The sequence below is a fragment of the Verrucomicrobia bacterium S94 genome, assembly GCA_004299845.1.
Lineage (GTDB): Bacteria > Verrucomicrobiota > Kiritimatiellia > Kiritimatiellales > Pontiellaceae > Pontiella.
This window is the reverse complement of record CP036201.1, coordinates 2186745-2213547: the sequence shown is the minus strand read 5'-3', so window position 1 is coordinate 2213547 and position 26803 is coordinate 2186745. Positions and strand designations below refer to the sequence as shown.

At 52.7% G+C, this 26803-nt stretch carries 22 protein-coding genes; 16 read left to right on the top strand and 6 right to left on the bottom strand.

The window, feature by feature from the left end:
- The first annotated feature begins 37 nt into the window (after positions 1-37).
- Positions 38-1918 carry a hypothetical protein gene (locus EGM51_09375; protein ID QBG47595.1) on the top strand — a complete coding sequence of 627 codons (1881 nt, stop codon included), beginning with the start codon at positions 38-40 and terminating at the stop codon, positions 1916-1918.
- 5 nt (positions 1919-1923) lie between these two features.
- Complete coding sequence (locus tag EGM51_09370) at positions 1924-3021, top strand: hypothetical protein (protein QBG47594.1); 1098 nt, start codon at positions 1924-1926, stop codon at positions 3019-3021.
- Between the two features lie 754 nt (positions 3022-3775).
- Here EGM51_09370 and EGM51_09365 read toward each other — a convergent pair.
- Positions 3776-4651 carry a hypothetical protein gene (locus EGM51_09365; GenBank protein ID QBG47593.1) on the bottom strand — a complete coding sequence of 292 codons (876 nt, stop codon included), beginning with the start codon at positions 4649-4651 and terminating at the stop codon, positions 3776-3778.
- 145 nt (positions 4652-4796) lie between these two features.
- Here EGM51_09365 and EGM51_09360 point away from each other — a divergent pair, with 145 nt between their 5' ends.
- On the top strand, positions 4797-7619 hold the full coding sequence (locus tag EGM51_09360) for a hypothetical protein (protein QBG47592.1): 2823 nt from the start codon (positions 4797-4799) through the stop codon (positions 7617-7619).
- Between the two features lie 190 nt (positions 7620-7809).
- Here EGM51_09360 and asd read toward each other — a convergent pair whose 3' ends face one another.
- A complete protein-coding gene (gene asd, locus EGM51_09355) occupies positions 7810-8919 on the bottom strand; it encodes an aspartate-semialdehyde dehydrogenase (GenBank protein ID QBG47591.1) in 1110 nt (369 codons plus the stop codon).
- A gap of 127 nt (positions 8920-9046) precedes the next feature.
- Here asd and EGM51_09350 point away from each other — a divergent pair, with 127 nt between their 5' ends.
- From EGM51_09350 to EGM51_09340, 3 genes are read left to right on the top strand one after another with little or no spacing between them, the layout of a single operon-like run.
- On the top strand, positions 9047-9952 hold the full coding sequence (locus EGM51_09350; protein QBG47590.1) for a permease: 906 nt from the start codon (positions 9047-9049) through the stop codon (positions 9950-9952).
- 6 nt (positions 9953-9958) lie between these two features.
- A complete protein-coding gene (pabB, locus tag EGM51_09345) occupies positions 9959-11683 on the top strand; it encodes an aminodeoxychorismate synthase component I (protein QBG47589.1) in 1725 nt (574 codons plus the stop codon).
- A 1-nt stretch (position 11684) separates the two neighbouring features.
- On the top strand, positions 11685-11984 hold the full coding sequence (locus EGM51_09340) for an MTH1187 family thiamine-binding protein (GenBank protein QBG47588.1): 300 nt from the start codon (positions 11685-11687) through the stop codon (positions 11982-11984).
- Here the strand turns inward: EGM51_09340 and EGM51_09335 are convergent.
- Complete coding sequence (locus EGM51_09335) at positions 11981-12355, bottom strand: DUF454 domain-containing protein (GenBank protein QBG47587.1); 375 nt, start codon at positions 12353-12355, stop codon at positions 11981-11983. The two genes, EGM51_09340 and EGM51_09335, sit on opposite strands and share 4 nt — an antisense overlap.
- 111 nt (positions 12356-12466) lie before the next feature.
- On the opposite strand from EGM51_09335, the gene EGM51_09330 reads away from it, so the two are divergent.
- The 6 genes from EGM51_09330 (at position 12467) to EGM51_09305 (ending at position 19543) form a co-directional block, all read left to right on the top strand.
- Complete coding sequence (locus tag EGM51_09330; GenBank protein QBG47586.1) at positions 12467-15427, top strand: hypothetical protein; 2961 nt, start codon at positions 12467-12469, stop codon at positions 15425-15427.
- A gap of 69 nt (positions 15428-15496) precedes the next feature.
- Entirely contained in the window at positions 15497-16312 is an 816-nt protein-coding gene (locus EGM51_09325; protein QBG47585.1) for an SDR family oxidoreductase, read from the top strand.
- Positions 16313-16454: 142 nt separating this feature from the next.
- Positions 16455-16892, top strand: a complete 438-nt coding sequence (locus EGM51_09320; protein QBG47584.1) for an NfeD family protein — start codon at positions 16455-16457, stop codon at positions 16890-16892.
- Positions 16893-16901: 9 nt separating this feature from the next.
- The gene (locus tag EGM51_09315; protein QBG47583.1) at positions 16902-17819 is read left to right on the top strand and encodes an SPFH/Band 7/PHB domain protein; all 918 of its coding nucleotides are present in this window, start codon (positions 16902-16904) and stop codon (positions 17817-17819) included.
- A 100-nt stretch (positions 17820-17919) separates the two neighbouring features.
- Positions 17920-18402 carry a 23S rRNA (pseudouridine(1915)-N(3))-methyltransferase RlmH gene (locus EGM51_09310; GenBank protein QBG47582.1) on the top strand — a complete coding sequence of 161 codons (483 nt, stop codon included), beginning with the start codon at positions 17920-17922 and terminating at the stop codon, positions 18400-18402.
- Entirely contained in the window at positions 18395-19543 is a 1149-nt protein-coding gene (locus tag EGM51_09305; GenBank protein ID QBG47581.1) for a DUF481 domain-containing protein, read from the top strand. Before EGM51_09310 ends, EGM51_09305 begins: the two co-directional genes overlap by 8 nt.
- Before the next feature lie 106 nt (positions 19544-19649).
- On the opposite strand, the gene EGM51_09300 is transcribed toward EGM51_09305, so the two are convergent.
- Positions 19650-21476, bottom strand: coding sequence for an ankyrin repeat domain-containing protein (locus EGM51_09300; protein ID QBG47580.1), 1827 nt, complete (start codon positions 21474-21476; stop codon positions 19650-19652).
- A gap of 156 nt (positions 21477-21632) precedes the next feature.
- Here EGM51_09300 and EGM51_09295 point away from each other — a divergent pair, with 156 nt between their 5' ends.
- The 3 genes from EGM51_09295 to EGM51_09285 all read left to right on the top strand — a co-directional run bounded on the left by EGM51_09295 (position 21633) and on the right by EGM51_09285 (position 24478).
- The gene (locus EGM51_09295; GenBank protein ID QBG47579.1) at positions 21633-23108 is read left to right on the top strand and encodes a hypothetical protein; all 1476 of its coding nucleotides are present in this window, start codon (positions 21633-21635) and stop codon (positions 23106-23108) included.
- Positions 23109-23183: 75 nt separating this feature from the next.
- Entirely contained in the window at positions 23184-23870 is a 687-nt protein-coding gene (locus EGM51_09290) for a hypothetical protein (GenBank protein ID QBG47578.1), read from the top strand.
- Positions 23741-24478, top strand: coding sequence for a hypothetical protein (locus EGM51_09285; protein ID QBG47577.1), 738 nt, complete (start codon positions 23741-23743; stop codon positions 24476-24478). Before EGM51_09290 ends, EGM51_09285 begins: the two co-directional genes overlap by 130 nt.
- A 1-nt stretch (position 24479) precedes the next feature.
- On the opposite strand, the gene EGM51_09280 is transcribed toward EGM51_09285, so the two are convergent.
- Positions 24480-25298: a CPBP family intramembrane metalloprotease gene (locus tag EGM51_09280; GenBank protein ID QBG47576.1), complete on the bottom strand. Its 819-nt coding sequence runs from the start codon at positions 25296-25298 to the stop codon at positions 24480-24482.
- A 70-nt stretch (positions 25299-25368) separates the two neighbouring features.
- Here EGM51_09280 and EGM51_09275 point away from each other — a divergent pair, with 70 nt between their 5' ends.
- Positions 25369-25773, top strand: coding sequence for a peptide chain release factor-like protein (locus EGM51_09275; protein QBG47575.1), 405 nt, complete (start codon positions 25369-25371; stop codon positions 25771-25773).
- Here the strand turns inward: EGM51_09275 and EGM51_09270 are convergent.
- Entirely contained in the window at positions 25770-26768 is a 999-nt protein-coding gene (locus tag EGM51_09270) for a hypothetical protein (protein ID QBG47574.1), read from the bottom strand. The genes EGM51_09275 and EGM51_09270 overlap by 4 nt on opposite strands.
- Positions 26769-26803: the final 35 nt, after the last annotated feature.

The following is a 26803-nucleotide window of genomic DNA, read 5'->3' as shown; positions in this document are numbered from 1 at the left end:
AGCGGAGTTCTCCGATAAACAGACAGGAGATGGAGTTATGATTCGAAAACTGATTTTTACCCTTTTTACCGCACTGGCTTTTTCGGCAGGAGGCCGGGAGCGTGCATCGTATTTTGAACCCGAAGTCATTCGTTCGACGATGAAGCGGGTGAATGCGTATGCTGTGGAGCATCCCTGGCGGGAATATGACCGCGACTGGATTCGGGCGACCCTCTATACCGGTGTGATGGAGGCCTATCATGCTACAGAGGATCCGGCTTATCTGAAGCAGGCAGAGGTCTGGGCAGAGAAACACCACTATAGTCTGGGTCATGAACATTCCGGGTTCAACCGCATGTTCTGCACAATGACCTGGCTGGAACTCTATCTGTTGCAGCCTGATCCGAAAAAGATCGAAAATATTGAAGCAGGGCTGCAGGAGGAGAAGCCGTTTAAGCCTGAAATCGGAAGAATCTGGTATGGCCACGAGCCGCATCAGAACGATGCCGGCTGGGTTTATGCCGATTCACTGTACGCCGCACCTGCATTTGCCATGCTTTTTCAGGCAACGGGAAACCGGCACTATCTGGATCTGCTGCATGATGCATTCTGGAATATTACCGACAAAATTTATGATTCGGAGGATGATCTTTATTACCGGGACCCGCATTATATCGGAAAGAAATCGGCTTACGGTGAAAAGGTGCTCTGGGCGCGCGGAAACGGCTGGGTATTTGCGGGGCTGGCGCGGCTGCTGAAGTATCTTCCGAAAGAGGATCCGTATTACGGGCGCTATGTTGAGCTGTACAAAAAGATGGCGGCTTCGCTGGCCGAACGGCAGGGCGATGACGGATTCTGGCGTGCGAACCTTGCCGATGACTGGCATTACCGGATGCCGGAAAGCAGCAGTACGGCCTTCTTTACGGCCGGTTTCGCCTGGGGAGTTCGGGTAGGAATTCTGGATGCGGCAACCTATCTTCCGGTAGTGATTCGCGGATGGGATGCGCTGAACAGTGCGGTACATCCGGATGGTTTTATGGGATGGATTCAGCCGGTGGATGCCGCACCGCGACCGTCGCATCCGAAATCGACACAGGAATACGGGGTCGGCCTGTTTCTCTATGCCGGTGCTCAGGTATACCAATTGGTGAAAGAGGGGATCATTACGCCTGAAGTGGTAAACGCCGGCCTTCCGGAGCAGAGCCGGCTGCTGCCTCCTGCCGCTTTTACGGATGCGTTTATCCCCGCAAACCATCCGGCGGCAAAGCAGATGAATGCTTTTCTTGCTCACCAGTCACGGGAGGAAATAAAGCCGCTTGGGTATAAACGCGAGGACTATCTTGAGGTGATCGCCGGGCAGGTGAAGGTGATGCATACCTTTCAGAATGAGGAAGGACGGATTATTGATCCGGTAGATCATATGGAGCGGTATTATTCCACTCCGTGTTATGCTCACAGTGTTGCCGCTCTGGCTGCTTCCGGTTATCCGGTCCGTGATGAGATTATTGAAAGCGGGATGAAGGCGCTGGATGTTGCGCTGGGTGATATGGCGTCTGACTCGGGGATGGGGCACAGCGATTTTTATACGTGGCCGATGGTACTCGCCGTGGAGCTTTTCGACGGAGTAGCTTCCGAAGAACGGAAGACGGAATGGCGGCGGAAGCTGGGTGAAATCGACCACACGAAATATCATTTCTACCGGAAGCCGGTGGATCCGCTGGACCATCGCGGATTTTATAAAATCTACAATGGCCATTTTGCGATCAACTGGAATCTGGTTCATACTGCCGGAGAATGGGCGCGAACGCGTCATGGTTTCGGTGATCCGTGGTATGTGGATTACTGTCTGACCATGCAGCTGAAAAACTTTTCAAAATACGGTATGTATAACGAGGGGGGAATCCGCTGGCCTATGACCTTTTTGCGCGGCATTACCTGAATGGCATGCTGGAAAAAGGCTACGATTCATATGTTTATTCAACCTATCGGGATATTCTGTGGCGCGGTGCGTGGACTTCGCTGCTGATGCAGTCACCGTTTGGTGAGCTGCCGGCCGGGCATCGCAGTTCGCACCATATTTGGAACGAGGCCGAGCAGGCGGTTGTTTTTGAAATATATGCCGCGGCTTATGCTAAAGCCGGAAAGAAGGCCGAGGCGGGGGCATTTAAGCGGGCCGCAAATCTTTCGCTCGCATCCGTTAAAAGCTGGATACGGCCCGACGGCACGGGTTATGTGGTGAAAAACCGTTATCCGATCGAAGCGAAGCATGGCTATGAACGTTATTCCAAGCATTCGTGTTACAACCTGCTGACCTGTTCGATGCTGGCGCAGGCGTGGCAGTTTGCGGATGATTCAATTGAAGAACTTCCGGCCCCGGCGGATGTCGGCGGCTATGTTATTCCGGTGCTGGGGAATTTTCGGAAAATTTTTGCCAATGCTGCCGGAAATTATGTGGAATATGATATCAACGGCGATCACCAATACAATCCGACCGGACTGCTGCGTATTCATCTGAAAAACGGGCACCCGCAGCTCGGACCGTCCGATGGAGCTGCTTCCTTTTTCAGCGGAGAAGGAGTTAATCTGGCCGTGGGGCCGTCATGGAAAAAGGCAGATGGAACATGGGAGAAACTGGCAGATTACAACGGGCGGAATCCTTGGGTTCAAACGCTGGAGGAAGAGCCTGGTAAAGTTTGTTTTAAAGTCAACTATCCGGAGCTTTCTCAAACGATCACGATCGATAAGGACGGGGTGACGGTTGAAGATGTGATTAAGTCATCCGAAGGCATCCGGGTTTCGTTTCCTGCATTGGTATATGATGGGAAAGAGCACTCCGTTGTTGAGATGGTGGAAAATCAGCTAAGCCTTATGCTGGAGGGTAAAGGCGTTACTTTTACGGTTCTGGAACCGCAGGGTCTGGAGCTGAAGCGTTCCGGCGTTGAGTTGAATCATCGAAATGGTGTGGTCGAGGAGGTTTATGCAGAGACTTCGGGAAACCGTATCAGCTACCGGATTTCTGCAAAGCCCGGTGCAACCCCTTAAGCGCAAAAAAAACAATCCGAATACGGGATGGGGTGCGGTACAGCCTTCGGGAAAAGTCCGAAATCCGGAGGCAGCATGAGAAGAAAGCGGATATGAAAACAGGCTTTTCGTTCTGCACGTTTTTACAAAAAGCGGAGCTCTTAGAATGCTGCTGGTGGGAGACAGTACCGCCATGGGTAATGTTCTCCGGAAGATTGAACCGAACCGGGCGCATCTGGAGGATATGATTGAAAAACTGGCCGAAGCGGAAGGGCTGCCGCAATTGGAAGTGATGAACGCCGGCAAAGGCGGGATGAATGATACCATTTACTAATACATTCCGGTCTTAATGACAGCGTTATTCCGCTCAGAGACGCTGAGAGCGCGGAGCCGTTTATGTCTGAATTTCTCTGCGGCCTCAGCGCCTCTGCGCGGGATCAAATTTATGCCGGATAGTTTTAACGTTTGGTATGAGTGGTTCAGGTGAATGATACATCATTTGATCCGGTAATGGGTCATGTCGACGGGTGGTATGGAAATCGACATCCAAATAGTGAAGGCGACAACCTTATTGCTGTTGAAACCGTTAAGTGTCTTCAACCTCTTCTGAAAAGTAGGTGGGGTGAAAATGAAAAAGCCCGGAACCTGTATCCCGGGCTTTTCTGCTTTCTGTGTGTAGAAACGGTTACGAGGCGTTTTCCTGCAGGATGCGGAGCATCCGGCGCAACGGCTCGGCGTCAGCCAGTCCCGCATGTTATAAAAAACTGAAACTGATTTATGAAAACCGTCGTTTTGCAAACAGAAAACCTGTTCCGAAGAGAAGGATCAGGCTGGCGGCGGCGGGTTCGGGGATGGCCACAACGCGGAACCCGATATAATTTTCAGTGTCTGCCTCTGGGTAGGTTATGCTCGTATTGGACGATCTCAGATATTCTTCACTGCTGGAGTACCGACCGCCAAGGCGGACCGCATGTGTGTTTCCGCCGCTCTCTTCAAAGGTCTCGGTCCATTCATAGACATTTCCCATCATATTGAATGTGCCGTTCTGCTCTTCGGCCCCCTTTCCGACACTCCACGGCGAAGATGATCCGTAATTCCATCCGTCGGTTCCAGCGGTGGGCGGCGTTGCGGTATTGCTGGTACCGTCGGCATAAAGACTGTATCCACTTCCATCCGCTTTGAAATAGGCCGCTTTGTACCATTCATCGAGTGTCGGCAATGCGTAATAGAGGTTGCCGGTTTCCAGCATTTCTTCGCGCGACATCACACCGGTCAGCGTGCCTTCATCATCAAACTGATAAACTCCGGAGTTTGCATTGCCGGAGGTAAGAACGTTGCAGTATTGCGCCGCTTCATACCAGCTCACTCTAACGGCCGGGGCATCGGCACCCACAGTGCGGGTGCCGTCATTCCAGTAATTTTCATTTCCGCTGCCGACTCCGGCGGCTTCAAGTTGGGCAATAGTCACTGTGGTTTTGCTGATCTGGTAGCTGTAGGCTACGGCACCGTTACCGTCGCCCTGTTGGAAGTTGTGGTCGCGATTGGAGGCGTTTTGTGCCGCGTTTCCTGCATACCCGATCGTTGTGAAATCGGCCTGTGTTGTGCTGCAGAGAGCCATCATTCCGATTGCAGCTGTCCAAATCTGTTTCATTTTCCGATGTCTCCGTTCTGGCCGTTAATTTTTAAAATTGCGGGCAAATGTACCGCGGTTCCTGTTGATGTCAATGTCGGAATGATTCATGCGGTACTGTGGGTATTTGCTGTTCAATCCATGGGTGATCATGTAGAGGAACCAAATGACAAAGATTCGGATTTCTGTGGCGATTTTTTCCGGTGTGGTTTCGCTGGCTGTTTCTGATATTGGGCCGATTGCTGTGACGGCGGGGAAGGCGGGAAGCCTCTACTTCCCGTTTGAACGTGCGTTCGATCATCAGCCGATTAATGCTCCGGTGGTGAACGGGGACGAAATTTCGGGGTATGAGAGCGGCGGATCCGATGTGTATGCTTCCTCCGGGCGTTGGGGGTATGTGGATTTCGGAACGAACTATGCCGGCATTCGGATTCATGAAACCTGGACGGGCTACAGGCCGTTCAGCGGTTCCCATGCCGCGAGTCCGTTTGTTCAGCTGTTCTGGAGTCCGGGCATCAGTACGAATTCCGTCGGTACAACTCCGGAAGAACAACTGAATTTTCTGACCGAAGCCTCTGTGACCGGTTCATCCGGTATTCTGTGGTACAGGGATTGGCAGGCGGGCAGTACGCAGGCGGCCATCACTCCGGCGGCACGCTATCTTATTTTGAAATCGGCTGCGCCGATGAGCGGCCGGGCAACAGAATTCCTCTTTCTGGGTGAGATTCTCCCTGAACCGACCGGCATTCTGGATCACTTTGTTCTGACGCATCAAGGGGCCCAGCTGACCAATGAGTGGGGCTCTGTGGAATTGTGCGCCATTGACACTGCCGGGCAGCTGATGACAGCATGTACAAATACGGTTCATCTTACAACGGATGGGGGTTCGGGCAATGTTGCCTGGCGGCTCGGGGCGGACGCCGGCATGCTGGATGTGTCCGTCGACGGTGAAGGTTCATATACCTTTGCGTCCAATGAAACCGGAGTGGCGCTACTGGAGGTTTCCGCCGCTGTGGCCGGCGAACTCAATTTAAGTGCATCGAATGTTATGCAGCAAAGTCAATCCATACAATACGGCCCGGATTTAATCGAAAGTCCGCTGCTGATTACTAATGCGCCTCCGGCGCCAACGGGGGTGCTGGGGCATTTTGTTATTCAGCACGCTGATTATCAAATACAGAACCAATGGAAACCGGTTGAAGTTCGCGCGGTCGACACGGCCGGGTTTCCAATGACGAATTTTGAGGGTTCCGTGCGGTTGACGACCGACGGCACGCCGTCTGATATCGCCTGGCGGCTTGCCGTCGGTATGGGGGAGTCGGATTTTTCCGAATCGGGAGAGTGCACCTATACGTTTGTTTCCGGTGATTCAGGTGCTGTGCTGTTTGAAATTTCATCCAGTAGAGCGGGCTCGCTTGATTTGACCGCTGAAAACGGAGGTAAAACGGATGATGACCTTGAAGGAGAGCTGATCATCCTGCCCGAAGATCACGACGAAATACTCATTACGGTGAGGTTTAATCGGGAGCCGTCTGCGTGGGGCATCGAAAAATGTGCACTGAAGTACGGGAAGGATTTTGCGTTCAGTTGGAGCATGGATGATGCCTATGACTGTCCGTACACGGCCGCCTGGCCGCTCTTCAACGGAGGAATCCCTGTTTGGGAAACCAATGTTTATGCACACTCTGACGGACTCTATTATACCGATGGGTGCAGCAATGATCTGCCGTTTACCGCCGGGCTGGTCTGGAATTCGGTAAGTTCCGCCGGTAACGATTTACATACCGGCATCACCCCGGGCTATATGACCTGGTCCAATCTGATTGAACTCTATACCAATGGCTGGGACTGCATCAACCACAGCTGGTCGCATGCGGCCACCTGGCCGTTTGATCGGGACGCGCAGATTTTAAATAACATAGCCCATGTGTATAACATGACAGATGGATTGATCAGGATGAACCACTGGATTCGGCCCGGGGGTTCCGATTCAGGACGTTACTATGACGAACCGTTCGAACCGGATATCTATGGTATTCTCGCATGCTACGATCAGCAGTATCCTGCAACCCTGGGTACGTACAAAGCTGCCGTTGATATGCCGGAGTCTAATTTTAATCTTACCCGCCGTGGAATTTTTTCAACAGCGGATACCGGACTGGACTTCTACCGGGAACAGGTCGATACGGTTGCGGCGGCCAGCACGAACGGGGTTCATTGGTGGCTTAGCGAATATTCGCACCGGGTGGGCAAACCCGATTACCACGGCGGCAGTATGCGCTTTTCTGATTTCAGGGAGTATATGGAGTACCTCGCGAATGCCTATGGCAAGAACGGAGACGATCGCATGTGGTTTGCCGGACCGCAGACGGTTAATGAATATTTAAAAACCCGCGATGCCTGCGGTATTGAAACTCATCCGGTGGGGCATGTGCTGACGATCCGGATAGATCGAAATTCGGTGCCGGATTCCTTTTCGAAATATGCCTTAAGCCTGATCGTCGAAGCGGATTCGCTGATAGATGCGATTACGGTATCCGGGGATGTACTGCATACGGAAAATCTCAGTACGGGGCTGATCAATCTGGAATGGCGCGCTCCCGAGAATGCCGCTGTTGCGCAGGACTTTGATCAGGACGGGCTCCCTGACTGGTGGGAGTATAAATACACGGGCGGCGTCACCAACGCGGCTACGGACAGAATCGCCGCCAATGCCGTCAATACATTTGAGCAATGCTATGTCGCCGGTATTGATCCCTCAGAAGCTGATAGAGTTTTTCTGCTGTCCGGGATCGATTCCTCGCCATCGCAAAACAGACTGTTTTGGCCGGCGGTTCCCGGACGGGTGTACACGGTTTACTGGGCCACGAACCTCTTCAGTGAATTCGAGCTACTGGAAAGTAATGTGACCGCCGGGGCCTTTACGGACGTTTTTCACGGAACGGATGACTGTGGATTCTATAAACTCGGAGTTGAGCTTATGAAATAAAAGCACTTTATGTTATGCTGCCTTTGTCGGGTATTTTCCCGAAAAGAGGAAGAACGGGCGTAATTATCTCACGTTTTTGTATCTGCCGAGGGAGGTGACTTTGGTCTGCTCGGGTGGAGAGTAAAAAATAAGCCCGCAATGAGGAGTGCGGGCTGTTGTATTTTTATACATTGAAAGGATTTCGGTCTCTTTATGACGATTCCTGCAGGATGCGGAGCATCCGGCGCAGCGGCTCGGCGGCTCCCCAGAGGAGTTGGTCACCTACCGTGAATACGTTCAGGTATTCCGGACCCATTTTCATTTTACGGATGCGGCCGACCGGAACGGTCAGCGTTCCGCTGATGGCGGCGGGAGTCAGACGCGCGAGGGTATCCTCTTTGTTGTTGGGAACCACGTCAATCCAGTCGTTGTCACCGCGCAGAATATCTTCAATCTGCTCAACGGAAACATCCTTGTTGAGTTTGATGGTCAACGCCTGGCTGTGTGAACGCATGGCACCGATGCGGACGCAGGTGCCGTCGATTGGAATCAGCGGATCATTCTGCAGGATTTTATTGGTTTCTGCATAGCCTTTCCATTCTTCACGGGTCTGGCCGTCGTCGACAGCTTTATCGATCCAGGGAATCAGCGATCCGGCAAGCGGCGCTCCAAACTGTTCGGTCGGCATAGCTTCGCTGCGCAGGGCTTCGCTGACCTTCCGGTCGATATCGAGAATGGCGGATGCCGGATTCTTGAGCTCCTCCACCGCCGCTTCGAACAGGTGACCCTTCTGAGCCAGCAGTTCGCGCATATTCTGGGCGCCGGCACCGGAGGCTGCCTGATAGGTCATGGAGGAAACCCATTCAACGAGTCCGGCTTTGAAGAGGCCGCCGATAGCCATCAGCATGAGCGAGACCGTGCAGTTGCCGCCGATGAAATCCTTTTTTCCGTCAGCGAGTGCCCGGTCGATGACCGGGCGGTTGACCGGGTCAAGCACGATGGTGGCCTGATCGGCCATACGCAGGGTGGAAGCCGCGTCAATCCAGTAGCCGTTCCAGCCTTTGGCGCGTAAATCGGCGTGCATTTTTTCAGTATAGCCGCCACCCTGACAGGTGATAATGGTGTCCATTTCCATCAGTGCCTCGAAATCGTAGGCATCCACGAGAACGGATTCTCCCTTGCCGACGTTCGGAGCGGCCTGTCCGGCCTGGGATGTAGTGAAGAAGACCGGATCGATGTATTCAAAATCATTTTCCGCACGCATGCGTTCCATCAGCACTGAGCCGACCATGCCGCGCCATCCGATAAGTCCAGTTTTCATAGGTTTCTCTCCGTTTTCGTTCACAAAGGTGGGCACGCTATTTGATTTGCTTCGGGAACGCAAGCCGCTATTGTCCGCGCCTTATGTCCGGTAAAAGCGGACCTGAAAATCTTGGAAAGGCACGGAAATGTGGATTTGGCTGGGACTCTGTTCGATGCTTCTGCTCGGGTTATATGATTTGAGCAAAAAACATGCTCTGATTGATAATGCGGTTCTTCCGACGCTCTTTTTTTCAAACCTGGCAGGCATCTGTTTGACTGTGCCGATTATTTGTTTTTCCAGATGGTTTCCGGAAGCGGCGCAAACAGCGGGGATTTATGCCGCGCCGCTGCGCCCGGCGGCGCATGGCCTGCTGGTTCTTAAATCGACCATTGTTGCATCATCCTGGATCTGTGCTTTTTTTGCGATGAAGCACCTGCCGATTTCGATTGTGTCGCCGATCCGGGCTTCGGGTCCGTTGTGGACGCTGCTTGGAGCGGTTCTGCTTTTCGGCGAAATGCCGTCGCCGCTGCAGTGGTGCGGAATGGCACTGATTTTTGCGGGATATTTCGGGTTTTCTGTTCTGGGTCGGGAAGAGGGCATTCAGTTTCACCGGAGTCTATGGGTCGGACTGATTTTTGCGGCAACGCTGATCGGGACATGCAGCACCCTGATGGATAAATGGCTGATTCAGCGAATGGATTTTGAACCGATGCAGGTCCTGGTCTGGTATTCGCTCTACAATTTTATCTTTTTCGTGATTGTCAACGCTGTGTTCTGGTTGCCGAAACGGGAAGCAACTACGCCGTTTAAGTGGCGCTGGACGGTTCCGATGATCGGGATTCTTCTGGTTCTTTCCGACTGGGTCTATTTCTGTGCCGTAAAAAATCCGGAGGCACTGATTGTGATTCTTTCGGTGCTTCGCCGGTGCAGTGTGCTGGTCGGCTTTTTCGTTGGGGCTCTGCTTTTTAAAGAGGTCAATAGACGAAAAAAGAGCTGGGTGCTGCTTGGAATTATGATCGGTGTGCTTTTAATCATTCTGGCGGATCAGTAGAACAGGATGCCAATGAAAGTGGTTCTCAAACAGGGGAAGCGGTGGCTGCGGTTTCAGCATCCGGAAAAGGTGTTGAAAGCGGAGCGGCTGGAGGAGGTACTGCCCGCGATCGGCGAAGCGGAGCAGTCGGGACTTTATGCAGCGGGGTTCCTTTCCTATGAAGCCGCTCCGGCCTTTGATCCGGCACTTCGGGTGCATGATTCGGGGGATTTTCCGCTGTTGATGTGGGGGCTGTTCAGGGCTCCGGAAATTCTTGAGGATATTGATGCGGTTTCATCGGCGGCTTTTTCTGTCGGAACACCTGAACCCTCTGTTTCAAATGAGGAATTCACCGCGGCGATTGGTTCTATTAAGGAAAGCATTGCGGCAGGGGCCACGTATCAGGTGAACTACACCTACCGGCTGCATGCTGAATTTGCGGGGGATGCATGGGCTTTTTTCTGTGCACTGGTGAACGGACAGAATACGGAATATGCGGCTTTTATTGAAACCGAGGACTTTGCCATCTGTTCGGCATCGCCCGAACTTTTTTTCCAGATGAAAAACGGGATCGTCAGCTCCCGTCCGATGAAAGGAACGGCGCGGCGGGGATTTACTTTTTCTGATGATCAAAAGCAGGCGGAGGCATTGCAGAAATCGGAAAAAGACCGGGCGGAAAACATCATGATTGTCGATATGATCCGCAACGATATCGGTCGCGTCGCCGAAGCGGGGAGTGTCGAAACGGTCAGCACGTTTGATGTCGAAAAATATCCAACCGTCTGGCAGATGACCTCGACGGTGAAAGGGCGTGTGGCTTCACGGATAAGTACGGGGGGAAACGGAACGTTTTCCGGAGTTTTTAAGGCTCTTTATCCCTGCGCATCCATTACAGGGGCGCCGAAGGCGAAAACCATGGAGATTATCCGGTCGCTGGAAACTTCGCCGCGAAAGGTGTATACCGGGTCGATCGGATTCATAACACCGGAGGGCGAAGCGTGTTTTAACGTGGCCATCCGTACGGCGCTGATTCAGAACGGGATGCTGGAGTTCGGGGTCGGTGGCGGAATTGTGTGGGATTCGGAGGCAGAGTCGGAATATGAGGAAACGCTCACGAAGGCGCGGGTGCTGACTCAGCCCCGCCCGGATTTCCACCTTTTGGAAACCATGCTGTGGGAGCCTGAGAGCGGGATTTATCTGTTGGATGAGCATATGCGGCGGTTACACGAGTCGGCGGCCTATTTTGATATTCCTCTGGATCTGCAGACGATTATGCGCAGTCTGGAAAATCTCGGGTGTGAGTCTTTGCGGATTCGTTTGCTGGTTTCAAAGACGGGAGGTTCAGAAGTGCAGCGGTTTCCGGTGAAGGCTTCGGAAAAAGAGGTCTGGAAAATTGCGATTGCGGAAAAACCGGTCGATTCGGACAATGTTTTTCTTTATCACAAAACCACACACCGTGCGGTTTATGAAGAGGCACGGGCTGCATTTCCTGAGTATGATGAAGTACTGCTCTGGAATGAACGGGGTGAGGTGACAGAAGGGACGTTTACCAATGTGGTGATTGCGAAGGACGGAAGAAAGATTACGCCGCCGGTGGCGTGCGGGCTGCTGGGCGGTACATTCCGGGCTTCATTGTTGAAAGCCGGTACGATTGAAGAGGGTGTGATTACTTTGGCGGATCTGAAATCGGCCGATGAAGTGTGGCTCGTAAATTCGGTGAGAAAGTGGCAGAAAGCGGTGTTGGAGGATTGAGATGAAGGTTATTATGGATCTGTGCATTGTTCCGATCGGAGTGGGGGTCTCGCTGTCAGGCTATGTTGCGGCCTGTGAGGAGATTCTAAATCAGCCGGGGCTCAAAACATCGTTGCATCCCAACGGAACTTCCATCGAGGGTGAATGGGATCAGGTTATGGCTGCGGTGAAGGCCTGTCATGAAAAGGTGCATGCAATGGGTGCTCCGCGGATTCATACGAATATCAAACTGGGAACCCGTACGGATCGGGAGCAGTCGCTCGAAGACAAGGTTGACAGTGTGATGGAAAAAATCCGCTAATTTTTTTTGCAGACCGGAATCCGGAGAACGAAAAAAAGTCCGGTCAGGCAGAGCAGACCGCCGATGATTCTGATCGGGATGCTTTCAATCCGGTAGATGGAAAAACCGCCGAAGAGGAGGATCATGGTTACCGAAAGAATTTTAGCCTTCCGGGGCATACAGCGGTTTTCCTGCCAGTTGCGGATAAGGTTTCCGAATACTTTATGGTTGAGCAGCCATTGGTGATATTTATCGGAGGAGTTGGCAAAACACCAGGCTGCCAGAAGCAGGAGCGGGGTGGTGGGCAGCAGTGGAAGAAAAATACCGAGGGTTGCCAGTCCTACGAGAGCGAACCCGGCTGTCAGATAAAAAAAACGTGCATTTCCAATCATGGGAAAAAACGTGGCGGACCCGACCGCGGGAGTAAAGCCTATCGTGCGTAAAATACGCTGGTTTTCGGGGTGGTGATCCGGGATAATCCCGGTCCGAAAAAGGGAGAGGCTATGGGCATAAGGTTGAGTAATTTCTGCATGATATCCGCGTTGCTGTGGGAAGCTTCCTGCGCTCTGGCACTGAACAATCCGCTGCCGGTCCGGCTGGACGGAGCGATGGTGCATTACAACGGGGCCTATTATGCACTGGACGGTGTCAGTAACGGAGTGATGCTGAGGTCCGGGAATCTGGTGGACTGGAGAGAGCCTATCCGGGTTCTTCCGGAGACGGTGGCCCGTCCGTATGAGCTTTTTTACCGCAACGGTCTGTTTCATCTTTATGCGCAGGGGCAGGGATATGCTTCGGCAGCACATCCGCTTGAGCCGTTTTCCGATTTGCAGAAAACAGGGCTTTCCGGGAATGAAATGCGGATGTATCAGGATTCAGGCGGAATGCTTTTTTCCGTAAACCGGCGCGCGGGCAGTAAAAAAGAGGGTGAGATCTGGCTGCAGCGCTATTCCAAACCCTGGAAGGCGTATGGTAAACCGGATCAGCTGCTGGACGGGCGTCGGGGGATGTGGGATTCGCTTGATAGTGCCGATCTGGGTGAGCCTGAGGTTGTTGCATATCGGGGGAATTATTATCTGCTCTATGCTGCAAATAATCCGGGACCGCGCACCGGCCTGCGCGAAGTGGGGGTGGCGGTGAATGAAAACCCGCTGAAATTTGATAATACCGATAAACGGTCCGATCCGGTGCTGCGGCGTAATGCGGACCGGCTTTCCTATATCTATAAAACGATTCTTCCTACCGGTGAATTTATGCCCTGGCGCGGGCGCTATACCACCATCCCTCCGGAGGGGGACTGGATGAGGTCCGGGTATAAATATTCGAAGTGGAGAACGGGCGACGGCGGATTCGGTTCGCCGGATGAGGTGAACGGTGCACAGCTGCATGCCTGTCGTACGAAATGGGATAAAGGGGAATATTTGTGGGTGCGCCGGGAATTTGATCTGCGTCATGAAATTCCGGAAACGCCGGTGCTGAATATCCGCCATGAAGGAGCCGTGCAGGTGTTTATTAACGGGGTAAAGGTCTATGAATCGGCCGAGCCCGCTGTGGCCTACAGCAATTTCGATATTTCCGAGGACTGCAACGGAGTGTTCAATCCGGAGGAGAATGTGATTGCGGTTCGGGTGCGGGTTCCTGAAGACGCGCCGGTACGGTTTATTGATTTCGGATTGTTTGATGCGGAGGAACTTCCGGTGGAGCCGACTGTTTACGGTCTTACTGCTCCGCGTTTGATTCACGGGCCGAACGGGTTTGAAAAATGGATGCTGTATCAGGCCTGGTGGAACGGCAAACCCGGAACCGGGCTTGACCGTGTCTTTTTCTATGATAAGGAGCTGGTGGTTGACGGCCCTACCACAGCGGTCAGCCCGGGGTATCATCCCGCACCGGTGCCGCCGACGTTTTCGGATACATTTCCGTCCGGTGAGCAGATCGACTGGGCGGAACGGTGGATGTTTTCCGGCGGAAAATGGATGAGTGTGGATGGGGCCATGCGCCAGTCGGCTCCCGTTGGAAAAGCCAAGGCGTATCTGAAGCAGGAACCCCGAATGAATTATCTCTTTGAGACGGGGATCCGGTTTCCGGCTTCCGGAAAGGGTGATGTCGGCGTGGTGGCCTGGAGCGATGGTGAATCCGATCTGATTGTGAGTATTAATCCGGCAAAACGCACCTGGTCCTATCATATCGAACCGGGCGGACTGGTTCCGAAAAAATTCAAACTTCCCCGAACATTCCGCTTGCTGGAAAAGCCGCCGGGTATGGATGGAGCCGATGCGCCGCTGCAGCGGTTGCGGGTGACCCGGAACGGGACCAGGTTCGATGTTAAACTCAACGGAATTGATCTGCTGCCCGGAAAGCCGCTGATGACAAAAATCACCCGGCCCGGTGTTCCCGGCTTCTATTGCGGTAATTCGGAGGCCGAATTTGATGGTGTGACCTACACCGTCGGCTGGGATGAGCATGATCAGTTTATTTCGGGCTGGGGCGGGGCGGCCGACGGAACGCGACCGTCCGGTGAATGGCGTATGCATAAAGCGCTGGGTCTGGAGCAGCGCACTCATTCTGAAACCGGTCGTCTGTTTAAGGGCGATCTCCTGAATCAATATGAATTTACGGTCAATGTGCGGCTTGAAGAGATGGAAGAGGGCAAAAACCGTACGTACGGGATTTTCCCGGTGTTTGCAGATCGGAAGAACTATCTGAAAGCCATGATTGATACGCGGGCACGTGAACTGGTGGTGACCGGGAAGCTCGATGGGCGCGAGATTAAGCCGGTACACAGGAAACTGCGGACCAAAGTGGTACATCGGCATCTTTACGACAAAAGCACCGCGTATCGGAATGTCACTTCGTGGGTCTATGGTCTGCGCTCCGAGTCGGTGATTTCCTCTATGGATATTCGATGGCTGGAGGGTGAGTTTGAGCATTTGCGTCAGGAGTTCCTGATTCCGGGCGATGATATGGTGATCAAATACGCGAAACTTGATCGGGGCGAACAGCCTAATCTCTGGGAGGATGGACGGTTTTATGAGGCCGATGAACCCGGGCCCCGGGTTCAGAAGGCGGGTATCTTTAATCCGGTCCGGTTCCGTCCGCTGGTCGGCAATTATATCGGATTCGGGTTTTATATTCCCGGATCGATTGTGATCGACAGCCGTACAGGGGAATATAAACGCGGATACACGCCGGGGGAGTCGCTGGGATCGAATGAAGCGATTGGTGATGGTTCGTCCGAATCGGATACGATGTCGCGTCCGCAGGAAACGGTGATTACTCTGGAGGTGGAATCGAGCTATTTTTTCCGGTGCGTCAAACTGGAGGATCGTGTGCTGATTGAGCTGAACGGTCGCCCCATGGTTGAGGTGGAAGGCCGGTGGCCGGCTTCACAGGTGGGGCTGGTGACAGAGGGACAGCCCGCATTTTATAACGGAATGATGCTTTATCACATCCCCGGGGAATAAACTTCTTTTCATTGGATTGTTATTTTGTTTTTCTTATATCTCAAACCTTTGAGGTTAATAGGAGAGTTTATGAATCAGTTGTTTGATATTCAGGATAAAGTTATTGCGGTTACCGGTGCGGCCGGTGTGCTTGCAGGGGGAACCGCCCGCTATCTGCAGGAACAGGGGGCCTATGTCGTCTACCTGGATCTGTTTCAGGAGAAAGTGGATGAAACCGTGGCGGAAGCTCGGAAAATTTCCGACAAGTGCTGCGGGTTTGCCTGTAATGTGCTCGATCAGGATGCGCTTGATCATGTCTATAATCAGGTCATGGACAAATGCGGGCGCATTGATGCGCTGATCAACGGCGCCGGCGGAAATATGCCGGGAGCCACGATCGGGCCGGATCAGGATGTGTTTGATCTTAAGATCGAGGACTATTCCAAAGTGCTCGATCTGAACCTGAAGGGATCGGTCATGCCGACGATGACCTTTGCCAAAGCCTTCAAACAGCAGGGAGCCGGTTGTGTGGTTAATTTTTCCTCCATGTCCTCTCCGCTGGCGATTACCCGTGTGCTGGGCTATTCCAACGCCAAGGCGGCCATTGATAATTTTACCCGCTGGATGGCGGCTGAAATGGCGCTTAAATACGGTGATAAAATCCGGGTAAACGCGATTGCCCCGGGTTTCTTCATCGGTAATCAGAACCGCGCGCTGCTGATCAACGAAGACGGTTCCTACACCGAACGTGGACAACAGGTTATTGACAATACGCCTTTTCGTCGCTTTGGTAATCAGGATGAAGTTTATGGAACAATTCATTATCTGATTTCCGATGCGGCATCGTTTGTGACCGGAACCGTGGTGCCGGTCGATGGCGGTTTCTCGACCTTCAGCGGAGTCTGATTGCTGTTAACTGACCATTCGGGGCGGCCGGTTTCCAGAAGTGGAAGCCGGCCTTTTTAATGGATTATAAACAGCGTGGCACTTTGTAATCGATAGTGTTAAAATAAAGATCTATCTTTTTAAACATTGCAAGGAGGTTGATATGTTCACTCCCATATTCTGGTGGGCAATTATTGGTGTGGGGCTGATGCTTTGCGAATTTATTATGCCCGGTCTGATTCTGTTTTTTTTCGGGATCGGGGCACTGATCACGGCTTTAGTGAGCTGGCTGTTGCCGGTTGGACTTTCGGCGCAGCTGATGGTTTTCACTGTTGCCTCACTGGTATCGCTTTTCGGTCTGCGCCGTCTGATTAAGCCGGTGTTTACCGGAAATGAGAGTGATGTGAATACAGACTCTTATAACGAAGGCATGATCGGCCGGGAGGCTGAAGTGTCGGTGGAAATTACTCCGGAATCGCCCGGAAAGGTCATTCTGAATGGAACGGCGTGGAAAGCGGAGTCCGGGGAAACGCTTACGGTCGGGCAGCGTGTCGTGATCAGCGGTCAGAAGAGTCTGACGTTAATGGTTAAAAGCAAATAGGAGAAAAAAATGGGTTGGTTGGTTTTCACAGGGGCAGTTGTGGTTTTCGTATTTATTGCGATTGCAAAAACCATGCAGATTGTGCCGCAGCGGCATGCTTATATCGTGGAGCGATTGGGGAAATATCGTAAGACGCTGGAGGCGGGGATGCATATTCTGATTCCGTTCATTGATCGCGTTGCCTATAAGCACACGCTTAAAGAGCAGGCCGTGGATGTGCCGCCGCAGATGTGTATTACGAAAGACAATATTTCCGTTGAAGTCGACGGGATTCTTTATATGCAGGTGATCGATCCGAAAAATGCATCGTACGGGATCGGCAACTACAGCTTCGCCTCCACACAGCTGGCGCAGACCACCATGCGTTCTGTGATCGGTAAACTGGATCTGGATAAAACCTTTGAAGAACGGGATTCCATCAACGGGGCGATTGTTGATGCGGTTGATGCTGCATCAGATCCGTGGGGCGTAAAAGTGACCCGTTATGAAGTGAAAAACATCACTCCGCCGCAAAGTATCAAAGATGCGATGGAAAAACAGATGAAGGCCGAGCGCGAAAAACGTGCGGTAATTGCGGAGTCGGAAGGGGAGCGGCAGGCGCAGATCAATCAGGCCGACGGCGAAAAGCAGGCGGCGATTGCCCGTTCCGAAGGGGAAAAGATGAAACGCATCAATGAGGCCGAAGGCCGGGCGGCCGAAATCCGCGCTGTTGCCACCGCCACGGCCGAAGGCATCACGGAAATTGCCCGGGCGATTAATGCGGATGGCGGAACGGATGCCGTGAATCTTCGAATTGCCGAGCAGTATATTTCCGAATTCGGCAAGCTCGCCAAAGAAAACAACACGATGATTATTCCTACGAACCTGTCTGATGTCGCCGGTCTTGTGGCTACGGCCAAGGAAGTGATCGGTAAGGTCGGAAAATGATTTAAGCCGAATCGGTATTTCGTTTCCGTGCCGGTTTCCAATGATTGGAAACCGGCTTTTTCTTTTTCAATGGGAGAAGAATTAAGGCATAACGCGCGGCATGAAAATCTGTATTTTATTTCCGGGGAAAATAAAGCCGAAAGCGCTGGCGGCGGCGCAGGATGAATATATTAAACGCCTTAAACCGTTCGGGGTGGAGGTGTTGGAGTATAAAGACGAGAAGGTTTCGTCGCGCACTCCGGAACAGACGAAAGAGGCGGAAGGGCAGCGGATTTTAAAACTGCTGAAAGGCGGGGATTATCTGGTGGCATGTGATGAGCGGGGAGGGAACATCAAGACTCTGGAAATGGCGGAACTGCTGAAGGCCGGAAGGCAGGGGGCATTTCCAATGGCTGGAAAGCGCCGTATGGTGATCGTGATCGGCGGGGCGCTGGGATTGGCGGAATCGGTTCGGAATAAAGCGGATGCGGTGTGGTCTCTGTCGTCGCTGGTGATGGCCGGAGGTGTTGCCCGGGTGGTTTTGCTTGAGGGAATATACCGCGCCTTTACGGTGGTGGAGCATCATCCGTATCACAATGAGTAAAAAGGGAGGAAACATGTTGGCTCGCTGGATTTCTGGAGCAGGTTTTGCGGTTCTGCTGGCCGGCCCGTCGTCGGCAGCCGGGGATAAGGATCTGTGGGATCATTTTGTCCCTCCACCGGATCAGCAATTTGACTGGATTCAGCTGGATTCAGGCGAGTGGCTTAAGGGTGAAATCAAGGTGCTTTATAATTATACGCTGGAGTTTGATTCCGACGAACTGGACCTGCTGAAACTGGATCTGGACGACGTGAAAAAAATCCGCTCGTGCGATCCCCAGGAAATAATGTTTGAGATAAAACGCCGGGAAACCGAGGTGCTGCAGGGGATTGTGGAGCTTGACGGGTCAGAAGTGAAGGTCATTAACGACAGCGAGGTGCAGACGTTTAAACGGAGCCAACTGGTTTCTATTGCAGGCGGATCGAACAGCAAACGGGATAACTGGTCGGGCAGTGCATCACTGGGGGCGACGTTGCGCGGAGGTAATACAGAAACGCTTGATATTACGGCTATGGTGAATATCAAGCGTCGTACAGCGGCTTCGCGGTTCAATATGGATTATATCGGAAATTATAGCGAGGTGGAAACCTCGGATAAGGATACAGAGAAAACAGCCGGCAATCATCGTTTGAGCGTATATGCCGATTGGTTTCTGACCGGTCGATTTTACTGGCGGATTGTGGATGCGGAATATTACAGCGATGAATTTGTGAATATCAGCGATCAGGTGTCGCTGGCAACCGGTATCGGTTACGATGTCATCCGTACGGCCCGTACCGAATGGACGGCCAATGCGGGGGGCGGTTATCAGGAGACGGGTTATGATGAGGTGGTGCCGCCCGCCGATGAAAATTCAGGATCGGCTTTCGGAACGATCGGTACGCGTCTGGATTATGAAGTAACGGGCGATGTGGATTTGATTTACGACTATACCGCCCGTTTCCTGAGCAGGGAAAACGGGCGGTATACGCACCACATGGTGGCAACGCTTTCCTATGAAATCATCCATGATCTGGATCTCGATATTTCTCTGATCTGGGACCGGATGGAAGATCCGGAGCCGGTGGATGACGGTGTCGGCGGGCTGGATTATCCGGAGCAGGATGACTATCAGATGGTGATCGGCATCGGCTACAGTTTCTGACGGGTTTCAGGCTTCCGGGAAGATCCGCATATCTGCAGTCCTGCACCTGATCCCGCTTTTTACGGCAGGAACAGCGGTTCCATTTTTTGTAACCAGCAGCAGGAAATCAGGGGCGGCCGCCGGCTTCTCTCAGAATACGCTGAATTTCTTTGTTGTTGGTGCTAATGGCACGGCGGTAGGGATTGCTGATCTCATGGAATACGCCGAGTTCGCGCAGGTCCATATTCTTAAGATTCGGATTCATTTCTGCATTCACATCCGCCCGCAGTGCAATCAGGGTTTTTACGGCTTCCACTTTACCGGCGCTCACAGCATACATCAATGGTGTGGCACGGTAGTTCGAGCGCGCATTTACATTGGCCCCCTTGGAAACGAGGTATTTGATCAGCTCCGGGTTTCCGCTTTTGGCGGCGAAAAAGATCGGAGAAAGCTTACCTTCGGTGGGTTTGGTGGTGCCGAAGATAGTAAACTGCATTTCCGTGTAGCCGGTTTGCTGGCGCACATTCTCGCCGCGTTTTTCCACCAGATAGCGGGTGGCGAGCAGATTGCCCATTTCGCAGACATCCATCAACAGGGTCTGTCCTTTCGTTGCTTTGACCCAGGATTCGGAAAGATCATAATTATGCACCAGCCACAGGCCGGCTTTTTCATTTTTGGCTCCGAAGACCCGTTTGATGTTGCCGATGGTTACGCCGTCCTCGCGCGGTTCCGTGTCCATGGTGTAATAGATGCGGCTCATGATTTTCGGAGCATAGATTTCGAACAGCTTCTGATTTTCGGCCAGCGCGGCAAAGTCGATATTGAAGATGTCCAGCTTTCCTGATTTCTGCATTACATATTCAAAGACGGATTTGTTTCCGTGTTTAAGTGCCCAGTTGACCAGCTCGTTATAGTCTGCCTGGGTTAGCGGTTTCTGAGCGGCTTTGAAGGCGATCACCCGTGCGGCGGCGTCGGAATCCACCATTTTTACACTCTCTTCGGTGAGCTCATCGAAATGCAGTTTCGGAAGGAGTGCCCATGCCTTTTCCGGCAGGGTTGTCAGAAAACGGGCTTCCTCCGGAGACATTGGACCGTCCCATTCTTCGAGGCCCTGTGTGTGAATGACATATTCAGGTTTGGCACGATAGGCTTCGAGAAATTCCTCGCTCAGGTCAGGACTGGAAAAGTCGATTGGTTTCAGCGGCCAGTTCAGCTCCAGCAGTTTCAGTTTCAGCGATTCATCGTTCAGGGTCCCGAAGACATATTCGCCTGCAGCCTGCATGGCTCTGCGGGCGGCCTCGTCCAGATAGCCGGTGTTTTCCAGTTCGGGAGTGACGGAAATAAGGAAACGGATCATTTCCTCGTCCTGTTTTTCCAGGGCTTCCTTCAGCTGAATACCCAGAAAGCGGCGGTAGCGGATTTTAAATTCGGTTTTTTCCAGCGGTTGCGGAACCTCAAAATCATATTCCATGAACGCGGCAGCATGTTTTCTGAAAAATTTCCGATCAAATTCATCCACCGCCAGGCTCATGAATACCGGAAGACTGTCGGGACTGTATTCTACGACCTTATCCCGCCACTCCCGGCCGAGTTCATGATAGGCAACCAGATCGCCGAACTGAACCGCCGGCTCTGCACCATGATCAATGGCCCAGTTGAATGCTGAAAAATTTTTGGTCTGAAGTCCGATTTGCAGTACCTGTTCTGGAACCTGTTTTTCCTGCTCGGAAAAAAGATCCGCCTTTTCCGCAAATTCATAGGCTTTCACCAGCCAGGCAGCTTTCATGGCACCCGAGGCTTTGCCGGCTTCCTTGTAGCAATGGGCAATCCATTTTTGAGATACCTCGGGATCGGATGTATCGGCGGGTTCCTGCATCGAGCAACCGGACAACAGGGCAATAAGCAGCAAAGGCAGGAGTCGGAGCATATTCATATTTTTCCTCATTCTTGTCATAAAATGCCCGGTTTATACCACACTGCGGCACGGCGTCCAATCCCTGGAAACCTATTCCTTTGGGAAGGACCGATATGTGTGGCCGGGTGGCGAATTTCCGGGGGATTCTCTGTTCCAATGATTGGAAACCGCGGGGTGATTCGTTAGATTTCTCCGATGTTTAAACGGATTACAATCTATTCGCTGCTGACCGTTGCTTTAGGCGCGCTCGGAGCCTGGATTATGCTGGGTATGCCGCATACCGGAATTGATGATGCCGACATCTTTTTGGTCTATGCCAACCATTTTGCAGACGGTCATGGCTTCGTTTATAACATCGGTGGAGAGCGTGTAGAGGGTTTTACTTCGTTGCTCTGGACGCTGATCTGTTCCGGATTTGTCGCACTTTTTCAAACGGTGGAAATTCCACTGTTTTTCCTGAATCTGGTTCTGGGAGCGGTAACCCTTACAGCCTGTGTAAAGCGGGCGAAAGAGGTGCCGGGATTTCTTATTATGTTCGCCGGAGCGCCGGCGTGGTTTGCCTGGTGTCAGGTTACGCTGATGGAAACGGGCCTGTGGTGTATGCTGTTAACGCTGCTCGGTCTGGCGGTCGCCGAACGGCGGAGCGGAGCGGCGGCTCTGCTGATGCCGTTACTGGTGATTACCCGTCCTGAATCGATGCTTTGGGGCGCCTGGGTGATTCTTCTGGTTTTTGTCTTTGCCGACAAAGGGGCGCGTTTCAAGGCGGCACTTCCTGTATTCGTAACCTATGCCATTTCGCTGAGTGCACTGCTTGCATTTCGGTTGTGGTATTTCGGGTGGCCGGTTCCGAATACCTATTATGCAAAAGTAACGCCGGGCTTTTTTTCCAATATTCTGGATGGGCTCGGTTATCCGGTGGGTTACCTGTTCAGCGGAGCCATGGTTTTTGCGGTTGTACTGCTGTTTCTGACGCTGGTCATAAAACGGGAAAAAGCGGATCCGGTTGCCGCCCGGATCGTTTGGTTTCTACTGCCGGGGATCGGGATCCCGGTATTGGTCGGAGGGGACCATTTCGGATCGTTCCGCTTTTATCAGCCGCTCTGGCCGCTGCTCTGTTTGATGGCGGTTCTTGAATGGAACCGTCTGGCGGAGGGACGTTTCCCGGGCAAACTGCGTCCATATGTCCTTCCGCTGCTGTTTCTGATCAGCTGGGCCTTTTTTCCGGTCTCCGGAAAAATCAGGCATGAATTCCGTATTGCAGAAGAGGGACGCCGGAACGGAGAGACGCTTACCCGGATGTTTCAGGATCTGGAAGGATGGCCGACGGTGGCCGTCATTACCGCCGGGGGAAACAAGCTGGGTTATGCCGGCTCTGTTCTGGATCTGATGGGGCTGAATTCAACGGAGATGGCGCATGCGCCGGGCGATGCCGCCCACGTTAAGAATCATTCCGGATTCAACCGCGAGCTGTTTTACCGTTGGAAGCCCGATATTCTGCTCTGCGGGGATTCCGAGACGTTTGATCTGCTGGTGCTCAACGGGCTTCAGCAGGAGCCTCGGTTTCGGGTGGAATATTCAAGATACACGTTGCATCGCAATGGGGTATCGCTTCGGGCCTGGTATCGGAACGAGTTTCTGATGGCGATTCCGTCCGGTGCGGATACGATGTGAACGACTACAAGGATAACGCCGCTTGCCGCCTGTATTTTTAACACGTATAAAAAATGCTTTTTCAAGGAGCTGACGATGGGTGAAGGTGTTGATGCGTGGTTGAAAGAGCGATTGGTGTCGGCGGAAGCCTATGAGCCGGAAGAGCTGCTGGCCAATTTTCTGGAGGAAATGGAAAAGGGGCTGAATGGCGAAGAGAGTTCTCTGGCGATGATTCCGGCTTTTGTGGGCGCTTCCGGAAAGGTGCCGGCCGGGAAACCGGTTGCGGTGATCGATGCCGGGGGCACCAACCTGCGTGTCTGTATTGCCCGTTTTAACGAAGCAGGCGATGTTGAGCTCGAAGGATTCAGTAAACAGCCGATGCCGGGGCGGTTCGAGGAAAAGAGTAAAACCGAGTTTTATCAGGTACTGGTGGATGCGCTGGAACCGATGAAGGATGATTTTGACAGCATCGGGTTCTGTTTTTCCTATCCGGCCGAAATTAAACCGGATTTTGACGGACGGCTGCTGCACTGGACGAAGGAAATCAAAATTCCGGAACTGGTCGGTCAGCATGTAGGGGCCGGATTGATTGAAGCGCTGGAGGCGCGCGGAATCACGGGTAAAAAAGTGGTTCTGCTGAATGATACCGTGGCCTGTCTGCTCGCGGGGCTTTCTCGGGGCAGAGCTTTGGAGCCTCATCTTATATCGGTTTTATTCTGGGCACCGGAACCAACACCGCCTATGTGGAGCAGAACCGCAATATCGGTAAACTGCCGGAGATGAACGAAGGCGAACAGGTCATTAATGTGGAATCCGGCGGTTTTGCGGCTTATCCTCGCAGTGCTATCGATCTTAAACTGGATGCAGCGAGCGAAAATCCGGGAAGTCATGTTTTTGAAAAAGCGCTCTCCGGAGTGTACATGGGCTCCATTACGCTGGAATTGCTGAAAGCGCTTCAGAACGATCTGGCGGTCTTTTCGGAAAGCGGGGGCGAAGCGCTGGCTGCGCTGGACGAGCTGTACATTATTCAGATCGACAATCTGGCCGCGAAAAACGGACGCGATATCGGCGGACTCGGTTCGGATCGGTTTACGGAGGGTGACCGCGAAATTATGCGTACTGTTTTCAACGGGGTCGTGGATCGGGCTGCGTTGCTGACTGCGGTGAATCTCTGTGCCGCGACGGTTAAAAGCGGTGCCGGAAAAGATGCCGCTCATCCGGTCTGTGTGAATATTGACGGATCTACATATTACTATACCTATCAGATGGCAGAGAAAGTACAGACTTACCTGAAACCGTTGCTGGAAAAGCGTGGTCTGCATATCCGTTGCATTCAGGTTGACGACGCGCCCGTGATCGGGGCTGCCATTGCCGGACTGGTGACGTTTTAAGCTATATATTCAGGGCGATAACGGTTACGGCATTGAAGAGCATATGCACGCCGATGCTGACCCAGAGTGAACCGGTGCGCCAGTAGGCCAGGCTTAATACGACCGAAAGCAGCATCAGAGGAATCAGAGAGCCGGCGTTGTTGTGCATGACGGCAAAAAGTACGGAAACCAGTACGGTGCCTATGGTCAGGTTGGAGCGTTTGACCATAAAGGGAAAAAAGACCCCGCGGTAGAGGAGTTCTTCATAAACAGGAGCTGCAAAAACCGCCATCCCGATATACAGCATTTTCAGCAGGCTCATATCGCGCGAGACAATTTCGACAACCTCCTGCAGTTCGGGCTCGTTCCGGAGCAGGAGGGACAGTAGCAGCTGATAGAGTTTTGAAGCCACGATGATCAGCGGAATGGCGGCCAGGTAGATGAGAGGAGCAAATCTGATTTTCCGGAAGCAGGAACGGTCAACGCCCAGATTCTTTGTCCAGCTTCCACCGCGAATCCGGCTGATGATGCCGGCTTCCAGCATGAGCACGACATAAATGATCAGGGTGACGAGGAGTTGGATATAGGGTAGCAACGGCCGCCGTTCTCCCTGGAAAAACTGTCCGGTAAAACCGGCGGCGAGGTACAGCATTACAAGTGTGCCCAGCAGCATGAAGACCTGCCTGGTTTCCCAGGAGCGGTTGGCCAGAATATCATCGAGCTGCTTCCGGTCGGCCGGATGCCGTTTTTCATAGGCAATAACACCGGCCAATGCCATTCCACCACCAATGAGGAGAAAGCATTGCAGGGCCTGTTGCCAGATAGATACGGACTCTTCCATTCAGCATATCTTACAGGACCGTTTCGCGAAATCAATTGCGGACGTCGGAGCGGGGACCTATGCTGTCGACATGATTAAACCTGAAAAATGGGAAAAACTGCGCGGGCGGATGGATGCGCTGGAGATTGTTGAGCAGGATCTTGAAGAACGGTTTATCCGCGGTTCCGGCAAAGGAGGACAGAAGATCAATAAGACGTCTTCCTGCGTACAGCTGTGCCACAGAAAAAGCGGGATGGAGATTCGCTGCCAGAAAACCCGGTCGCAGGCGGAAAACCGCTATTGGGCCCGCGTGGAGCTGTGTGAACAAATCGAGGAGCAGCGTCTTGGCGCAAAAAGCAGAAAACAGCAGGCGATCGAAAAAATACGCCGTCAGAAACGCCGCCGCTCCCGCCGTGCAAAGGCGCGTATGCTCGACGATAAATCGAAACAGAGCCAGAAGAAAAAGCTGCGCGGTCGGATCCGACCGGATGATTAGTCGTAAATTACGATGTAATTATCGGCTTTCAGCCGTTCAATCCAGCGCGCCCGCAACCGCGCCCGTTCTTTGGCCGTGAGAGCGGTTTTGATATCATTGCGGACTTCATCGAAGGGTTTATAGCCCGGCTGGCGGCGGGCATCCACTTTCAGAATATAAAGCTGGGTATCGGTCTCAATGATTTCGCTGATTTCGCCGACCGGCTGGATGCGCAGAATTTCACGTAGTTCTTCACGAACATCTTTAGGCTGCAGCCAGGGGAATGCACCGCCTTCCGCAGCGCGACTTCCTTCCGAAACCGCTTTGGCCGTTTCTGCAAAATCGGCACCTTCGAGCAGCTTCTTACGAATGTTCCGGGCTTCTTCGAATTTTACAGCCTGGTCTTCGGGGGTGTCGCCTTTGTTCAGCACGATCACGCTGTATTTTACCTTTTCGGGAATAAAGTATGCCTCTTTATTGCTTTCATAGGCCTCCCGAATCTGTTCCGGAGTAACGCGGGCGCGGCGGGAGACTTCTTCGTTAATCATCATTCCGACGGCCATCTGTTCGCGGATCATGTCGGCATATTCCTCGCGCGTTTTTTTTTGTTCGGCCAGCTGCTGTTCAAACATGGCTTTGTCGCCTTTGAACCGGTCGTTGATGATGCGTTTAATTTCATCATTCACATACTGGTCGGGAATCATGCCGCCGCGCTCTTCGAACGCTTCCATAATCAGGGCGCGTTCAATAAGATCTTCACGCGCTTTATTGAAAGCTTTCTGAAGTTCTTCCTCAAGCTGGGGCCCCTGAAACTGGCGGTAGATTTCGGGCAGGACCGGGGCCATGGCCTCGCGTACTTCGCCGCGCGTGATCACTCGGTCGTTGACCTTTGCGGCATAACCGTCGATTTCAATCGAAATCGGCTGCTGAGGCTGAGGCTGAGCACCGGGTAGAAACTGGGAAAATGCACTTAACGGAAGTGCGACGAATAGTAAAAGTTGACAGGCTGATCTCATAACACTGACACCATAGTTAAAGGGTGCTCAGGGCG

Excerpts from the sequence above, each read along its gene's own strand:
- EGM51_09375 (QBG47595.1), top strand. The coding sequence starts at position 38 with ATGATTCGAAAACTGATTTTTACCCTTTTTACCGCACTGGCTTTTTCG.
- EGM51_09370 (QBG47594.1), top strand. The coding sequence starts at position 1,924 with ATGCTGGAAAAAGGCTACGATTCATATGTTTATTCAACCTATCGGGAT.
- EGM51_09365 (QBG47593.1), bottom strand. The coding sequence starts at position 4,651 with ATGAAACAGATTTGGACAGCTGCAATCGGAATGATGGCTCTCTGCAGC.
- EGM51_09360 (QBG47592.1), top strand. The coding sequence starts at position 4,797 with ATGACAAAGATTCGGATTTCTGTGGCGATTTTTTCCGGTGTGGTTTCG.
- asd (QBG47591.1), bottom strand. The coding sequence starts at position 8,919 with ATGAAAACTGGACTTATCGGATGGCGCGGCATGGTCGGCTCAGTGCTG.
- EGM51_09350 (QBG47590.1), top strand. The coding sequence starts at position 9,047 with ATGTGGATTTGGCTGGGACTCTGTTCGATGCTTCTGCTCGGGTTATAT.
- pabB (QBG47589.1), top strand. The coding sequence starts at position 9,959 with ATGCCAATGAAAGTGGTTCTCAAACAGGGGAAGCGGTGGCTGCGGTTT.
- EGM51_09340 (QBG47588.1), top strand. The coding sequence starts at position 11,685 with ATGAAGGTTATTATGGATCTGTGCATTGTTCCGATCGGAGTGGGGGTC.
- EGM51_09335 (QBG47587.1), bottom strand. The coding sequence starts at position 12,355 with ATGATTGGAAATGCACGTTTTTTTTATCTGACAGCCGGGTTCGCTCTC.
- EGM51_09330 (QBG47586.1), top strand. The coding sequence starts at position 12,467 with ATGGGCATAAGGTTGAGTAATTTCTGCATGATATCCGCGTTGCTGTGG.
- EGM51_09325 (QBG47585.1), top strand. The coding sequence starts at position 15,497 with ATGAATCAGTTGTTTGATATTCAGGATAAAGTTATTGCGGTTACCGGT.
- EGM51_09320 (QBG47584.1), top strand. The coding sequence starts at position 16,455 with ATGTTCACTCCCATATTCTGGTGGGCAATTATTGGTGTGGGGCTGATG.
- EGM51_09315 (QBG47583.1), top strand. The coding sequence starts at position 16,902 with ATGGGTTGGTTGGTTTTCACAGGGGCAGTTGTGGTTTTCGTATTTATT.
- EGM51_09310 (QBG47582.1), top strand. The coding sequence starts at position 17,920 with ATGAAAATCTGTATTTTATTTCCGGGGAAAATAAAGCCGAAAGCGCTG.
- EGM51_09305 (QBG47581.1), top strand. The coding sequence starts at position 18,395 with ATGAGTAAAAAGGGAGGAAACATGTTGGCTCGCTGGATTTCTGGAGCA.
- EGM51_09300 (QBG47580.1), bottom strand. The coding sequence starts at position 21,476 with ATGACAAGAATGAGGAAAAATATGAATATGCTCCGACTCCTGCCTTTG.
- EGM51_09295 (QBG47579.1), top strand. The coding sequence starts at position 21,633 with ATGTTTAAACGGATTACAATCTATTCGCTGCTGACCGTTGCTTTAGGC.
- EGM51_09290 (QBG47578.1), top strand. The coding sequence starts at position 23,184 with ATGGGTGAAGGTGTTGATGCGTGGTTGAAAGAGCGATTGGTGTCGGCG.
- EGM51_09280 (QBG47576.1), bottom strand. The coding sequence starts at position 25,298 with ATGGAAGAGTCCGTATCTATCTGGCAACAGGCCCTGCAATGCTTTCTC.
- EGM51_09275 (QBG47575.1), top strand. The coding sequence starts at position 25,369 with ATGATTAAACCTGAAAAATGGGAAAAACTGCGCGGGCGGATGGATGCG.
- EGM51_09270 (QBG47574.1), bottom strand. The coding sequence starts at position 26,768 with ATGAGATCAGCCTGTCAACTTTTACTATTCGTCGCACTTCCGTTAAGT.